Annotated in this window: 12 protein-coding genes; 7 read left to right on the top strand and 5 right to left on the bottom strand. The window is 53.1% G+C overall.

All coding sequences use genetic code 11. The features are described from left to right. Positions 1 to 43: 43 nt before the first annotated feature. Positions 44 to 1,411 carry an adenosylmethionine--8-amino-7-oxononanoate transaminase gene (gene bioA, locus IE065_RS04225; RefSeq protein ID WP_189512165.1) on the bottom strand — a complete coding sequence of 456 codons (1,368 nt, stop codon included), beginning with the start codon at positions 1,409 to 1,411 and terminating at the stop codon, positions 44 to 46. A gap of 156 nt (positions 1,412 to 1,567) precedes the next feature. Next, positions 1,568 to 2,263: a DUF1961 family protein gene (locus IE065_RS04220; protein WP_189512164.1), complete on the bottom strand. Its 696-nt coding sequence runs from the start codon at positions 2,261 to 2,263 to the stop codon at positions 1,568 to 1,570. A gap of 152 nt (positions 2,264 to 2,415) precedes the next feature. Here IE065_RS04220 and IE065_RS04215 point away from each other — a divergent pair, with 152 nt between their 5' ends. Continuing rightward, positions 2,416 to 5,352, top strand: coding sequence for an FAD-binding and (Fe-S)-binding domain-containing protein (locus IE065_RS04215; RefSeq protein ID WP_189512163.1), 2,937 nt, complete (start codon positions 2,416 to 2,418; stop codon positions 5,350 to 5,352). 9 nt (positions 5,353 to 5,361) lie between these two features. Here IE065_RS04215 and IE065_RS04210 read toward each other — a convergent pair whose 3' ends face one another. Both IE065_RS04210 and IE065_RS04205 read right to left on the bottom strand, forming a co-directional pair. Beyond that, complete coding sequence (locus IE065_RS04210) at positions 5,362 to 6,243, bottom strand: hypothetical protein (RefSeq protein ID WP_189512162.1); 882 nt, start codon at positions 6,241 to 6,243, stop codon at positions 5,362 to 5,364. 10 nt (positions 6,244 to 6,253) lie between these two features. Further along, positions 6,254 to 7,495, bottom strand: coding sequence for an L-rhamnose isomerase (locus IE065_RS04205; protein ID WP_189512160.1), 1,242 nt, complete (start codon positions 7,493 to 7,495; stop codon positions 6,254 to 6,256). Positions 7,496 to 7,770: 275 nt separating this feature from the next. Here IE065_RS04205 and IE065_RS04200 point away from each other — a divergent pair, with 275 nt between their 5' ends. The 6 genes from IE065_RS04200 to accD all read left to right on the top strand — a co-directional run bounded on the left by IE065_RS04200 (position 7,771) and on the right by accD (position 14,843). Beyond that, positions 7,771 to 8,640, top strand: a complete 870-nt coding sequence (locus IE065_RS04200; protein WP_189512158.1) for a hypothetical protein — start codon at positions 7,771 to 7,773, stop codon at positions 8,638 to 8,640. Between the two features lie 174 nt (positions 8,641 to 8,814). Beyond that, positions 8,815 to 10,743, top strand: coding sequence for a peptidoglycan D,D-transpeptidase FtsI family protein (locus IE065_RS04195; protein ID WP_189512157.1), 1,929 nt, complete (start codon positions 8,815 to 8,817; stop codon positions 10,741 to 10,743). 20 nt (positions 10,744 to 10,763) lie between these two features. Next, the gene (gene truA / locus IE065_RS04190; RefSeq protein WP_189512155.1) at positions 10,764 to 11,528 is read left to right on the top strand and encodes a tRNA pseudouridine(38-40) synthase TruA; all 765 of its coding nucleotides are present in this window, start codon (positions 10,764 to 10,766) and stop codon (positions 11,526 to 11,528) included. A gap of 61 nt (positions 11,529 to 11,589) precedes the next feature. Then, on the top strand, positions 11,590 to 13,191 hold the full coding sequence (locus IE065_RS04185) for a hypothetical protein (RefSeq protein WP_189512154.1): 1,602 nt from the start codon (positions 11,590 to 11,592) through the stop codon (positions 13,189 to 13,191). A gap of 2 nt (positions 13,192 to 13,193) precedes the next feature. Continuing rightward, the gene (locus IE065_RS04180; RefSeq protein ID WP_189512152.1) at positions 13,194 to 13,934 is read left to right on the top strand and encodes a ComF family protein; all 741 of its coding nucleotides are present in this window, start codon (positions 13,194 to 13,196) and stop codon (positions 13,932 to 13,934) included. Between the two features lie 60 nt (positions 13,935 to 13,994). Further along, complete coding sequence (gene accD / locus IE065_RS04175; RefSeq protein ID WP_189512150.1) at positions 13,995 to 14,843, top strand: acetyl-CoA carboxylase, carboxyltransferase subunit beta; 849 nt, start codon at positions 13,995 to 13,997, stop codon at positions 14,841 to 14,843. Between the two features lie 60 nt (positions 14,844 to 14,903). Here the strand turns inward: accD and IE065_RS04170 are convergent, their stop codons facing one another. Further along, positions 14,904 to 15,836 (bottom strand): TerB family tellurite resistance protein, encoded by a 933-nt coding sequence (locus IE065_RS04170; protein ID WP_189512149.1) that lies wholly within the window; start codon positions 15,834 to 15,836, stop codon positions 14,904 to 14,906. Between the last annotated feature and the right edge of the window lie 2 nt (positions 15,837 to 15,838).

Below are 15,838 nucleotides of genomic sequence, written 5' to 3'. Positions count from 1 at the left end.
CTGGGGGTTAAATTTTCAAGGTCGTGGATTTCAGTGAAGACTATTATAGATAAGCGTTGCTTCGCAGAGTTTCGAGAAGCGCAGATTTCAAAAAGCTAATTTCATCGGATGAGATAACCAATGGCGGTACAATCAACAAGCTATCGCCAAGTGCGCGTAGAAGCACGCCGTTTTCTCGTAGGGCAATGCAGAAGTGCATGCCGCGGCGCTGATTGGCATCACCTGCTGGCAGATCCAACGCGCTGGCTAGACCACGTTGACGCAGCTTGAAAGTTTCCGGCAGCTCCGTCCGCAGCTCACGGTAAAATGTGTCGAATGCCGTGATCGTCGACGCCAACTGGCCCGTTGCAATCAAGACCTCTAGTTTTTCAATGCTTTTCAGCGCGACGACACAGCCCAGCGGATTACCCGTAAATGTGTGGCCATGGAAAAACGCCTTAAATTCGCCGAACTCGCCAAGGAAGGCTGCGTAAATTGCTTCACTCGTTACCGTGGCGGCGAGTGGCAAATAGCCCGCAGTCAGGCCCTTGGCCAAGCAATAAAAATCTGGAGTGACGCCTTCCTCGCTACCCACGAGCAGTGGCCCGCAACGTCCAAAACCAACGAAGACCTCGTCAAGGATCAGGTGTACGCTATGCTTTCGGCAACGTGCTTGGACTTCACGTAAGTAGCCGCGAGGCTGTAGTAGCATGCCACCCGCACCTTGCACCCAAGGCTCGAGAATTATCGCAGCGACCTCATCTCCCAAAGAGTCCAATACAGCGTCTAGCGCCGCGAAAGACTCAACCATCGAACTGGAAATAACTTCGCCGCCAAATTCATCACACACTGGCGCTGAAATACGCTCGACCGAAAATTTCCATGCATCAAATCGGGCATGAAACGCTCCACAATCGCCCAGTGACATCGTCCCAAAGGTATCACCATGGTAGGCGTTGGAGAACGCAATTACGCGGCGGCGCTTGGGTTGCCCAATGAGCTGGAAATACTGAAACGAAAGCTTCAGCGCGATTTCGACCGCATTGGAGCCGTTATCAGAATAAAAAACGCGATCCAAGCCAGTGAGTGAGCAAAGCTTGTCCGCCAATCGAGCTCCTGGCTCATGCCCGAGACCAAGGTAAGTCGAGTGCGCGACTCGACCCAGTTGGTCAATAATGGCAGTATTGAGGTCAGGGTCCTGGTGCCCGTGGACGTTGGTCCAGATTGATGCATTGGCGTCGAGATATCGTTTTCCGTTAACGTCAGTCAGCCAACACCCCTGCCCACTCTCAATCTGAACTCGGGGCAACGATGCATATTCCCGCATCTGCGTAAACGGATGCCAAGTACGGCGTAAATCCAGCGCATCCACCTCCGCCCCAAGAGGGGCATCAACACGATTTTCCGGCGCTGGATCGATGTTAACTTTCATTTATACCGAACAATCTTACTATAAGTTTTTCTTTTGTTAAGCAAAATCGAACACAGTATTAACATTGATTTTGGCCGCCTAGTTCAAGACAGAACCCCTGCCACAACTAATTTGTTGCTTAGCCCCCCCCTCACTAGGCGAACGGCCAAGATTCCGTCATCCTAGAGGCTGCTTGAGCTGATGTACCTTCAATTGTGAATACTCGGCGATCAAGGGTGTCATTTGCCGGAAACCAATTTTACCGCCAGTGAGCACTGGTCCCAAAGCGCCAGTGTCCGTCCATTGAAAGCACTCCAGACCATCGATGCCAAAACGAACGTGAGGGCCGGATTTGATCAACCAAATGCGATACGAGGCCTTCATATTGGGCACACCGGGGATTGGGTCAGCACCTTGAGCTACCAGATGAAAGCCATGGCTCTTGCGCAGATTACAAACGTTAAAAGCTCGTTCGATGGGGTGTTTACGGCGGAAGTAGCTGACGTGCAATGCATTGATATCGCCCGAGTGATATTGATCATATGGCCCGTTACGTGGTGATAGCGCGGGATCCAGCACATCTTCACCATTCGCACCTTTCGCGGCGAAAAACAGGATGCTCAGCCCAGGATCCTGAATCGCTCGATAGTCCCAACTGATGTGGATATGGTCTGGGAACTCCTCTGGGCACCAGACAACCAAATTTGCCGCCTGTCCTTCTCCCGGATCGCGTGTGCCCTCCAACCGCAAGCGTCCGAGCGGAAAGCTGAAGCCAGCGTCGCCTTCAGCTTGGAAGCCTGCTAAGTCGCTAGCGCTCGCCAAGGGGTTTTCGTAGATACATTGCCCAAGTAGATCTTCGTAAATGGATGCCATAGCAAAGCCCATAATGAGGCACCCGAGTTGAAAAATAAATCACTCAATTCATAAAAAACATGAACAGCAATTCGGCTCATTCTGGTGCCTGCGAAATAATCCACATACATCATCTTGCCCCCGAGTAATAGAACCTCCTTAATGTCTAGAACATGATCACCTCTACGATCAATTACTCGGATCTGGCCAACCACTTAAAAGGTGAAATTCACACGGGTGAGTTGATGCGCCGCCTCTACTCAACCGACGCCTCCGAATATCAGGAAATGCCCGCCGCGGTCGCATTTCCCGAAGCCGAAAACGACATCCCCGCACTGATTCGTTTTGCCCATGAGAATGGCCTCTCGCTCATCCCCCGAACTGCAGGTACCTCACTCGCTGGGCAAGTCGTTGGCAGTGGACTGGTCGTCGATTTGAGCCGGATGCATTCAATTCTCAAAATAGAGCCCGACACTCGGCGCGTGTATGTGCAACCAGGCGTCGTCCGCAACGAGCTGAATCAGGCTCTAAGTGAGCACAAGATGCTCTTTGGCCCGGAAACGTCCACCGCCAACCGTGCAATGATCGGCGGCATGGTTGGCAACAACTCCTGTGGCTCAAATTCGGTAGTCTATGGCAGCACCCGCGAGCATCTCGTCTCCTGTCGAGGTTTTCTCAGTGATGGCAGTCAGGTTGTTTTTAAAGCACTGACTGCAGATGAATTTTTGGATAAATGCTCCGGCAACACGTTAGAGGCTAACATCTACCAAACTTGCCGCGACCTGCTCGGCAATGAGATCAACCGGAAGACCATTACTGAGCGTTTCCCAAAGGCCAGTATCCCTCGCCGTAACACGGGTTATGCGTTGGATATACTGATGGACGCACAAGTCTTCGACCAGACTTCCGACAAGCCCTTCAACCTCTGCCGCCTGATCGCCGGTTCCGAGGGAACGTTATTTCTCGGCGTCGAGTTTGAGCTGGATTGCAATCCCCTCCCCCCCCCCCATAGCGCCCTGCTCTGCGCACACTTCGAATCCGTGTTGGAGTCCCTGCACGCAGTCAGCCTTGCACTGGCCGATAATCCCGCTGCCGTGGAGCTCATTGATCGCAACATTCTCGAGGCCACCAAGCGTAACCGCGAGCAGTTGCAAAATCGATTCTTCGTCGAGGGCGACCCTGGCGCAATCCTCGTCATTGATATCCGCCGTGAGACTGAAGCGGAAGTCAACCAAGTGCTCGAACAGCTCATCAGCAACCTCAAGCTTACCAAACTGGGCTACGCCTTTCCGATTCTGCGAGGAACCGATCAAGGCAAAGTTTGGGAGCTTCGCCGAGCGGGCCAAGGGTTGATGAGCAACATTCCCGGCGATGAAAAGCCCCGCGAAGTAGTCGAAGACACCGCCGTCGATGTTGCCGACTTGCCAGCTTACATTGGCGAGTTCGATGAGCTCATGCGAAACAAGCACGGCATCGATTGCGTTTATTACGCGCACGCCGGCTCTGGCGAATTACACACGCGCCCGATGTTTAATCTGAAAACACCGGACGGGCTAAAGAAATTTCGCTCAGTTGCGGAGGACATTGCCGCTCTCGTCCGCAAATATCAGGGCTCGCTTAGCGGTGAGCACGGTGACGGTCGACTGCGCGGTGAATTCATCCCGTTGATGGTTGGCGAGGAATGCTACTCGCTGATGCGGCAGATCAAGCAAGCCTTCGATCCGAACAACCTTTTTAACCCAGGAAAAATCATCGACTCGCCACCGATGGATTCACAACTGCGCTATGGCCCGGATAAGCCCTACCCCGAGTACGAAACTATCTTCGATTTCTCTGACACCGAAGGCTTTCTCCATGCTGCCGAGCAGTGTAACGGATCGGGAGATTGCCGTAAAGGCCAACAGGCGGGCGGCGTCATGTGCCCCAGCTATATGGCGACGAAGAACGAAAAAGACACCACCCGCGCCCGCGCGAACATTCTCCGCCAAACAATTACCGAAGGGCCGCAAAACGCCCGTGAAGCCTTTGGCAACAGGGACGCCAAGGAAGTGCTCGACCTGTGCCTTTCGTGCAAGGGCTGTAAGTCCGAATGCCCATCCAACGTGGATATGGCCAAGCTCAAGGCCGAATTCATGCAGCATTACTATGACATTCATGGTGCGCCCCGACGGGCTAAAATGATCGCAAAATACGTTTCCAGCCAAAAGTTTGCGCGCCTTGCGCCGTGGGCATGGAATTTTCTTTTTGGCAACAACACGATCCGCCAGTCGATCAACTTCCTTGTGGGCTTCCACCCAGACCGCACAATACCGCTGCTCCCCAAGCAAACGCTCAAGACTTGGTTTAAAAAGCATACACCACACCCCAACGCTGGTAAGCTCGGCGAGGTCTGGCTCTTCAACGACGAATTCACAAATTACGGCGATGTCTCGGTCGGCATCAAGACGGTCGAGTTACTGGAGCAACTCGGCTATCAGGTCGACTTGGCACCAATTGAAGAAAGCGGACGGACTTGGCTCTCCAAGGGCTTCGTCCGCGAAGCCCAGCACATCATCAATGCAAATACAGAAACGTTGTATGGCAAAGTGACCAAGGCAAAGCCCATGGTCGGCATTGAGCCATCGGCGATCTTGACCATGCGTGACGAAGCAATCGACTTAGCCCGTGGCGAGCTCAAGATGCACGCCAAGAAAACGGCAAAGCATTGCTGGACCTTCGAGGAATTCATCACCCTCGAACATGATGAAGGGCGTATTAATACTGAAAAATTCACCGACGAGGAACGCACCGTGCGTCTGCATGGGCACTGTTTCCAGAAGGCACTGGTGGGCCTTAAGCCGTCTCTATCCACCCTATGCTTGCCAACAAATTACAGCGTAGTACTGATCCCCAGCGGCTGTTGTGGCATGGCAGGCTCCTTTGGCTACGAACACGAGCACTACAAAGTGTCGATGCAGATCGGCGAGCTTGCCCTGTTTCCAGCGGTTCGCGCAGCATCAGAAAATGACCTCATCGCGGCAGCGGGCACCTCTTGCCGTCACCAAATTCATGACGGCGTCCAACGCACAGCGCTCCATCCAGCGGAAATTCTGCACGCTGCCTTAAAGTAACTGCGAATCCTACGTAAGCTTGAATTCATCGAGCAAACGCTCAGCAGTATTGCGATAGCTCGTGGGTAGCGATTTGCTCTTTAGCGTATCTTCAATCATCTCGGCGAAGTTGGCACGATCCCCATCGGTGGCGTCGGCAATGAAACTTTGCGCAACCCAGCCTGGACTTAGTTGCTCGGGCATCAAACGACGGCAAATGCGCATAACGGCCTCACAACTCTCTACTGAAAAATGACAGCTTCTCTGCAAGAGCTTCATCTCTCGCTCAGTTTCTTCCTCAATCTTTAGGGGACTAATCATCGCCACGATCGCCGCCGCCAACACAAGCACGCGCGTACGTTTGTTGTCTCGATTCTTGGGCGACTTCCGCCAGTATAACTCAAAGGACTCCAAGAAACCAGGACGCGTCAAAAAATCATCAAAAACAGCTTCACGCTCGGAGGTGGGCAATTTATCTCCGGACTCCTGCCGACTGCTGATACGGGCGCGACGAGTTGAAAACAAATGCGTGGGACCCGAACGATGCCCAATAAAATCACCCATCAGCGGATGGCGTTCTGCAGCCGCACGCTTGTTCGCAGGAAGCAGCGAAAGCAACAACTCGCGCACGCGTTTTCCATTTCGATATCGACGCACAATAGCCTTGAGTTGAGCAAAGGCAGAGCGGCCATCTTCGAGACTCGTACGCTCCTCCTGAAAAAGCTCAACAACCCATCGTTGATAGGCAGTCAGCTCGGCATGAGCCAGTAACCCCTCGACCCGATCTTTCACTTCAGCACTATCGAGGTAGAGTTCCCAACTGAGGCAAAGATAGAAACAAATTAGCCGCAATCGGAGAGCGCGATCATCTCCAAGGCCTGACCAATCAATTGCTTCCACCTTAGTGATCATAGACAAAACCTTAGCAGCGCACTGACAGCTCCGCGAGCTCGTATTCCTTAATCACAGAAAGTGCCTGCCAGTCAGTCGGCGTATTGTTGCGATTACAGAATTCATTCCAGACAACGCTCCAAGGCAAAGCTTTGTTCACTTCCTGTAGCATAAGACGCGAGGTAAAATCCCCGGCCTGCTCGGCAGCACGCAGCTTTTCGCGGGGCTCCAGTAATGCTAAAAGTAATGATTTTTGCGCAGCGCGTGTGCCGATAACCCAAGCAGCAATGCGGTTAATGGAAGCGTCGAAAAAGTCTAAGCCAATGTGTGTCCGCGACAAGGCGTCACAGCGAACCAACTCCTGCATGATGGCCTGCGTTTGATCATCAAAGAGCACCACGTGATCGCTGTCCCAACGCACTCCACGAGAGACGTGCAACAGCAGTTCGGGTACATACATGAGCACGGATGAAATCTTGTCTGCAATGCCTTCAGTCGGGTGAAAGTGCCCAGCGTCGAGGCAAAGCGCAGTCTGATTCTTCATCGCATAACCCATGTAAAACTCGTGCGAGCCAACCACAAAGCTTTCTGAGCCAATGCCAAACAGCTTACACTCCACGGCGTCAATGTTATGCGCAGGGTTAAGTTTTTCTCCAAAAACGGTGTCTAAGCTTGCCGCCAGACGCTGACGGAAGCCCAAGCGATCAGCTGGCAGGTCCTTCATGCCGTCAGGAACCCAGACATTGGTAACGCACGCGCTGCCTAGCTGCTCACCTATGGCGGCGGCAATCTTACGACTCGCTTGGCAATGCTTAATCCAGAATTCACGAATGCCCTCATCCGCTGAGCTGAGAGTAAGGCCGTCAGCCGCTTTCTCGTGGGAGAAACAGGATGGATTAAAGTCCATACCGATCCCCTGAGCCTTGCACCAATCGATCCAGCCTTGGAAGTGCTTTACCTCGATTTCGTCGCGATCGACCTTCTGACCACCGAAATCACCATAGATCGCGTGGAGATTGAGCCGGTGCGTACCAGGCAGGAGTGAGAGCACCTGCTCCAGATCTTTCTGTAATTCACTGATCGTCCGCGCCTTACCGAGATAATTGCCCGTCACGGCCAAGCCACTTCCCAACTCTCCACCGCTACCTTCGAACCCCCCAACGTCGTCCCCCTGCCAACAATGCAGCGATATAGGAGTCGAAGCCATGACTTCGAGTGCTTTTTCTACATCAACGCCAAGCTCAGCGTAAGTCTCCTTAACTTGTTCAAACATACCGGGGGATTTGATGGATTGATAAATAGCGGGCAAAAACTTGCACGCTTGAAATGAATTTATGTATAAACAGCATCCGTTCTGCAAGCAATACTCCACAAAACGATCATTTTCTTTCAATAACTCCCAAGTCGCAAGTTTTGCCCTCTTTGAGACTGCACTGATTTCTCTTTGTAAAATGGAATATGAATCAGCTGTTTTCGACTGGCTACTAGATAGCGAAAATTCTGAAACGAAACTGGACAGTTAACTCAAACGTCATAATTTTCATTATAATGAAGCTCGCAATTTATATCATTTCGGCACTATTTGCTATGCTCAATGTTTCCGCAGTTGAGATCAAGGGTGCCAATGGGCGATCAGTGGATTTCGCGGGCATACTCAAAGCCAGCGAAGCTGGTTTGACGGTTAAGGTCACCTCCGACAGCACACCCATGCTAGTGGCTTGGGAAAAAATTGATCTGGACGACCTCAAGACAAGCCAGCCCGACATCTACCGAGCCTATACCCAGAGCAGTCTAGGCCAAAAAGAAGTTATCCTCAAACTCGGCATCTACGAAAATTACCAAACATATGACGAAACGATCGCCAGCCTACGCAAGGATTTGGAGACCGAGTTTCATGTACCTGTGCCAAGTTCCTACGATCACTGGATCAACAATCATCGAAGCCGTTGGGACTATGATGACTACATCCGTGAAAAGGCAAAATACCATCAGATGATCAACGATTTGTTTGGCGGCATGGTGGTTCGTACGAGTAACGGCATGCAAGTTTCCAGCGTTTACTATAGCTATTATTACAGTAACTACAACTGGCGCTATTACTCAAAGACCACCGCTAAGCGCGTGCTGGAATACTTTGGTAGTAGCCGCGATACCTTTCACGACACACTCGCCTACGTGCAGGACAATCCGATCCTCGTTCTTGGCGTGGCGGAAAAACTTCAGAGCGCCAAGGCCACATTGATTCAAAACGGATTGGCTGGCGTCCATACGGACCATGGCACCATAGAATTTGTGCTGGATTCATCGATCAATGCCCTTGAAGGACTCGCTGAAGGTCGTGCTTACAACCAAAAGGTAACCCGTGTTCTAGGCAAAATGGTCCACGTTGCCTATAAGGAACAACCAAAAGGCGAATGACCACACGTTCATCCTGCTTATTACATCCGTAACTTCCCAATGAATTCCCGCTAGACGACTAATTGGAGCAATACGAAAACTCTCGGTCCAGCGGAAACGCTGGGGAAAAAGTTGAACATGCGGCGGCTTGATGTTGTCGAAGGGTGTAACTTCGGCTAAGGTCGTGTTTTAAAAGTGAAAGTCGTTCATCATTACCGACATGGCAACCCCCGCATGGGCGTATTTTACGTCGTTTTCGGGCTGTTGTTTGGCGTACTGATGCTAGGCTTAGCTTGGCGTCAGCTCTTCATGCACAAAGAGTACCGCCAACGCGAAGAACGTCAAAGCCAGCGCCGCATTATCCAGCCGGGTCCTCGCGGCAATATCTATGATTACTCGGGCAAGCTCCTCGTCGGCAATCGCCCGCGCTTCTCTGCCGTCGTTTACCTAGAAGAACTGAAGGAAGAATTTACAAAGGAATACATCCGCATCAAGCGTGAGCTGGAAGATGCGCATAGAGCGACCGGATCGACGGAGAAGTTCACCTTCCAATGGGTTGAAATTCGTTCACAGGCCCGCTTTAACGTGCTCCAACGCTACCTGGACGAAGTTAACCGAATCCTCGGTGCAAACCACCAGCTCAGCGAACGAAACATACTCCGACATTTTAACGAACGCTCACTCATGCCGTTTGAACTCGTTAGCGATGTGCCCCCAGAGGGCTACGCACGCCTCATCGAGCAATTGCCACTGGGTTCCAAGATCGACATCTACACCGACACCGCCCGGGATTACCCCAATGGTGCTGCCGCCGCCCATGCTCTGGGTTACGTGCGCGGCAGTTGGCAGGTCCCCCCCCCCGACCTCCCTGGCGACAATCTTCGCACCTACAGCTACAAAGGCGAAGTCGGCATCAACGGACTGGAGAAAGAATTCAACAATATACTCCAAGGTCAAAGTGGTGGAGAGGTGTATATCGTGGACAAATTTCAATATCAATTTGGCGAGCCCATTGCCCAGATCAACGCGCGACAGGGCGACAGCATTCAGACCAGCCTCGATATTGACTTACAACTCGCCGCCGAACGCGCATTGGGCAATCGCACGGGTGCTGTGGTTGCAATCAAAGTCGATACTGGCGAGGTGCTCGTGCTGGCCAGCAGCCCATCCTACGACCTCAATGACTTCAGCCCTCGCCTCTCCCAAGAAACGGCAGACGAGATCAATGAAAAAGGAGCTTGGCTCAGCCGCGCCACACGCGGCCTCTATCCGCCGGGCTCGACGTTCAAGCTCGTGACCGCCATTGCTGGCATGCGCGCAGGCATCATTGATCCCGATGAGAAAGTTGCTGGCGGCGCGTATTTTCCGGTTGGCGATCGTCTGTTTCCCGAACACTCCGGTGGCCCGTATTACAGTACTGACTTGCGCAAAGCCATCGAGAAGAGCTCCAACGTATACTTCTACGACATGGGCATCCGCACTGGCATTGATAATATCTCCGCCGAGGCCCGTCGATTTGGCCTTGATAAACCAGCCGGAATCGAAATCCCTTTTGAAGAAACGCGTATGTCGATCCCTGACAAGGAATGGAGTCGGCGCGTGCGCGGCTTTGGCTGGCGCGGTGGTGACACCGCCAACGTCTCCATCGGCCAAGGCGACCTGCTCGTGACCCCTCTCGGCATGGCGGCCTTCGCAGCCTCGCTCGCCCGCCGGGAAACCCGCACCGACGTCACCATTCTCAAGCGTAAAAACGATGAAGTCATCGATCACGGCGGCGAACCGATTGGCCTAACAGATGATCAATATAACGCCATTCTCGAGGGTATGGAGCGCGTCGTCGGCCTCAAGGGCACGGGGCGCTACGCCATGATTGACGGCGTCCGCATTGCAGGCAAAACCGGCACCGCGCAGGTGAAAATTCCGGGTAAAAAATTAACACTGGCTTGGTTTCTGGGCTTTGCCCCTGTGGATGATCCACAGATCGCAGTCGTGGTCATCGTCGAGGGCCTGAAGCCAGGCGACCACTACGCCGGTGGTGCCACCGCGGCCCCTGTTGCCCGTGAAGTATTTAAAGAATATTTCCGCGAACGCGCCGCAGATGAGCTATTAGCCATTACCCCCTAAGCGGGTCCGAGCTGACATCCATGATCTGGAAATGCACATGCGCCTACGATGGCACAGGGCTGAGTGGTTGGCAGAGTCAGCCTAACGGTAACACGGTACAGGACTTCATTGAAGCGCGCCTCGGCGTGATTCTAGAGCAGCCGACGCGCATCCATGGCAGTGGTCGCACCGATGCTGGCGTCCACGCCAAGGCTCAAATCTTCCACTTTGAATCCGGTTGGCCACACGGCGAAGAAAAGCTGCTGCGGGCGTTCCGTGCGGGCTTACCGGCGGGCATTCAAGTCTACCACGTAGCGCTGGAGACAGACGATTTTCACGCCCGTTTTTCAGCCACCGGCAAACGCTATTCCTACCGTTTTTTCGAGGGCTGGGCACGGCCCTGGGACGCCCGTTATTGCTGGGAACTAGGCCGCCGCCAATTAGATCAATTCGCCATGAACGAAGCCGCCGCACATCTCATTGGCGAACACGATTTCTCCGCTTTTAGTGCCAACCGGGCCGACGGCTCCGAGGACAACCCAATCAAGGACATGCGCATGCTCGAAGTGCGACGCCGGGGGGCCAATTTAACCCTCGTGACCGAAGCTAGCGGCTACCTTTATAAGATGGTCCGCAGCCTCGCAGGTGTCCTTGTGGAGGTCGGTTTGGGCAAGCTGACCCCTGAGCAGGTTCACGAAATCCTGATTTTGCGCCAACGCACGAATCACGTGGCGACCGCGCCCGCTAAGGGCTTGTGGCTGGAGCGTGTTTATTACGGAGACCACGCAAACCCAAACAACGAGTGATCGTGTCGATGCGGCCTTGACCGCCCTCCTCGCCCATCGCTATTTTCCAGCAAGACTGTTAATGAAACTTGCTGGCATAGGCTGCGCCATATTCTTCGTAATAACCGCTTGGACACTCCAAGCGCAAACCTTGCTGACGCCTGCCGGGCGGACAATTACCATTGAGGGCAGCCGGATAACCCAAGCCAATTTCCCCAATCGTGGTGAGTTCCTCCTCTTTCGTCCCGATGTCGACTACGCAGGCCTGCGCAACGCCCCAGTAAGCAAGGCAGATGATCCGCTCAGCAAGAAAATCCAAACTTGGTTTGATGAAGGGACAGCGGCGGGTAATGTCGGTGATTTATATGAAAACCGCGATGGAGGACACTCCAGGTTGAATCTCAAAAAGTTTGGACAATTTGCTCAATTGGTCTACGGCGAGGAACTAAAAAAGCTTGGAGCCGATTTTGGCGTAAAAATCAAAATTGTCAACGAACGCCCCACGCTGGTCAACGCCTCGCTGGCTATGCTGGGGAAGCCCTTCGCCCGGAGTATGGCGCGCCTGATCATGCACAATCCTGAGCTCTCTCCAGAACTCTACAGCATGTATCGCATCGCCAATATATGCTTCTACCCCGAACACGCAGACCACGATAAGCGCAACGGCGATTTATTTGCAGTCAACACGCCCTATCTGATCATTTCTCAAGGTTCATCTGGCTCGGATATTCCTTTCATGGAAGCTACCGCCCAAACATTGGCTAGCTTTCAACCTAGTGTTAAAGAGTTATTGCATCAACACGGGCTGCTGGCACCCACCGTGCAAATGATCATGCGCTGGTCCAATGATGGTATTGGCAATGCAGACAACTATCTGACTGGCAAAGCACATCCCACAGTCTTCGACGCCACCAAACTACGACCAGACGCCATGGCCGAAATGGCCCACGCCATGAAGCCCGACCACCTTCCCCCTCTCGCGCTCATCCGTATGACACAAGAGACCCAGGCCGTTAGCGGCGTCGATTATTTTGACTCCGATGTTGGAGAAATCCTGATGGAAACGCCCTGCGCCATTGGCCGCGTTGCTCGGAACCTATCCCACTCACGGACATTCCGTGTCTCGGCGGCGGACAGCTTCGACGTGCGTCACCTCCCCCTGAACTACCACTGGAAGGTACTCCGCGGCGATGAATCCAAGATCAACATCCACCTACTCAACGGAGCTGGCAATGAGGCCGAGATCACAGTGGACTATCAGCCCGAGACCTTGTCTCACGGTGATCCACAACTTCGCAGCCATCGGGTGGACATCGGCGTTTTCGTGGACAATGGTGTCTACTATTCGGCACCCGCATTTATTTCCATCTGGTATCCACCCAACGAGAAGCGCGAATACGATGACGACGGCCACCTGGAAAAAGTAACCTACCTGAGTGCCAAAAAAGTGGGTGTTTCGGCCGATGTCGTACTCCTTTTCGATAAGCCGTGGTCTGATATCTATTCTTACGACGATGACAAAATCAGCGGCTGGGTTCGGCAGTTTGACAATGGCGACACCGCGTCCTTCAATGCTAAGGGCAAGCAGATCGAAACTGGCTGGTTCAGCTCAGACAAGCCCACAGCGGTGAAATACGTCATTACGCCCACCAATGAGGGCTACCGCAAAATTGATTTTGAGTAGCTATGGCAACATTTTCCCGGCAGTTACATGCATGGAGCCAGAATTTGCTCGACCTCATTTACCCGCGCGAATGTCTGATAACGAACGAGCCGGTGGAGAAGGAATCGCCCTGTCGTTTCCTCTCCCGCAAGGCCATTGATCGTATTTATTTCATCGATGACCCGCATTGTGCCACCTGCGGTGCGCCATTCTTCGGAGAATTGATCGCCCTGCGCGACTGCCCCCACTGCCGAGAACTCAACCCCAGCTTTGATCGTGGGCGCTCGCTTTTTCTTCTGCGGGAGACTGGCCGCGAGTTAATCCACGAGCTAAAATACCGCAAAGGCAGGCATTTGCTGCCCGACATTCTCTCACTGATTCGCAAACGGCCAAACTATCTAAATTTTCTCGCGAACGGAATCCTCGTGCCAATCCCCCTGCATTCGCTTCGCGAGCGCGAACGCGGCTACAACCAAAGCCTGCTCATTGCCCGTCAGATGGCTGAAGCAAGTGGCTGCGCCTTGGCCCCTGCACTCCGCCGTGTAAAACACACCGAGACTCAAACGCGGCTGGACCGGGCACAACGCCAAGCAAACATGCGTGCCGCCTTCGCCCTAGATCCCAAGACAAAAATCGACCCCACCGCCCGTTACATCCTGGTCGACGACGTGTTCACCACCGGCTCGACCCTCAATTCTGCGGCTCAGGAACTCTGCCGCGCCGGGGCAAAACAGATCGATGTCGCCACCTTAGGGCATGGTTGACGAAACCCAATTTAACTGCATAGAATTCCCGCTTATCTATTTTCAAGAACCTGACTCAACATGGCAATTTTTCGCAGACCACAGTATTCCACCGTTCGTGTAAAGAAGAAGGATATCCCAGCCGGACTCTGGACCAAGTGCCCAGAAAGCTCGGAAATCGTCTACAATAAAGAATTGGAGGAAAACTGGATGGTGGTACCCAAAAGCGGTTACCACTTTCAGCTCAAAGCTCGACGACGCATGGAGCTGCTTCTGGATGACGGCTCCTTCGAGGAGCATGACGAATCTCTGAGTAGCGTCGATCCGCTGGAATTCGTGGATAATAAACCCTACCATGCCCGCATTGAAGCCGCCCAGCAAAAGACCGGAGAGAATGACGCTCTCGTCAGCGGTGTTGGCACGCTCGATGGCATGCCAGTCTCGCTCGCAGTCATGGATTTTTCGTTCAACGGTGGCAGCATGGGCTCTGTCGTAGGTGAAAAAATCACGCGCGCCATCGAACGCGCCACGGCGAGCAATATGCCCGTAATCGTCGTTTGCGCCTCTGGCGGTGCCCGCATGCAAGAGGGCATTCTCAGCCTCATGCAAATGGCCAAGACCAGCGCGGCATTAGCGCGCCACAGTGCCGCAGGCCTGCCCTACATCTCGGTGCTCACCAATCCCACCATGGCAGGTGTCATGGCGAGCTTTGCCTCACTGGGAGACGTCATCATCGCCGAGCCCAAGGCGCTTATTGGTTTTGCTGGCCCACGTGTGATCAAGGAAACAACTCAGCAGGACCTGCCCGCTGGTTTCCAGACCTCGGAATTCCTCCTCAAACGCGGCTTAATTGACCAAATTGTGCCTCGCTTGGAAATGAAGGCTCGGCTAGCCACCCTGCTGAAGGCCTTTATGCGCTCAAAATCCTAAACATTCTGGCTTAGAGGCCGGCGAAAAAGTCAGGTCGAGCAGGCGAGATGGATTTCTGAATCAATTGACCACTGATTCATGTTCGACTGAATCCATGACGGAACGGCGCACGCTTGGGGCGATATCCAAGCCCTTGGCGATTTCTTCTAAAATATGCTGTTCGCCATACGTCACCACGTGATCAGCCCGGGCAATCTCACCCAGCATTAGATAAACTCTCTGACGCTCATCAAAATTGGACAGCTCGGTGTAGCGGCGACAAAACGCCGGGATCTGCTTTTCGCTCGTTTCCCGACACAGGGCCATCGTGACAAACATCTCGACGTGCTTCTCCTTCAGTTTCCAAGTATCGGACAAGTATTTCCAGCAGAGGTCCAGTTCCTCAGGCAGAAGAATTTGATCGGCATAAACGACTAGGCCGATCAACGACATCTCCAAACAAAGCTTTTCCGCACTCTGAGAGGATACCCCCAACTCAGTATAACTGCTACCAAAGCGCACTTTCAGCCGAAATAGCATCGGGTTGGCCTTGTATTCCTTTAAGTAGGCTTCACGCCCAAAATCGCTGATTCTCGCGGGAAAAGGCGTCCGCGTCAGCTTATGCTTAACCTTCTTGATAAAGTTGATCTGGTCCTCGACCAATGCCTCCTTGATCTCCTGAATGGCGATCGTTTTATTCAAATTCTGTTTGTTGGCCGGTAGCAGGCTCTCCAATTGATCCGTGATTTCCCTGCGATCCGCAACTGAAGTGAAACGCTGCGCAAAACGCCGCGCCAAGCGGCGACGCTCCATGGGCTCAACGGCATATTCATGATAGAGATTAAATGAGTGTATATCCTCATCATTCATCTCAATTGTGCTGTCCAGATAGCGCTGAATCTTGAGCACATCGTCATGGTTTAGTTTTCCCTCCACCCACGCCACAGCCAGCATTAGTTTAGCGATTGCTAGCGGACGAGGATCATTGGATGGCTGAAGAATCTCAGTGGGCATGA

Origin of the sequence: Cerasicoccus arenae (assembly GCF_014651635.1) — a bacterium.
Classification (GTDB): Bacteria; Verrucomicrobiota; Verrucomicrobiia; order Opitutales; family Cerasicoccaceae; genus Cerasicoccus; species Cerasicoccus arenae.
This window is presented reverse-complemented; position numbering and strand designations above follow the sequence as displayed.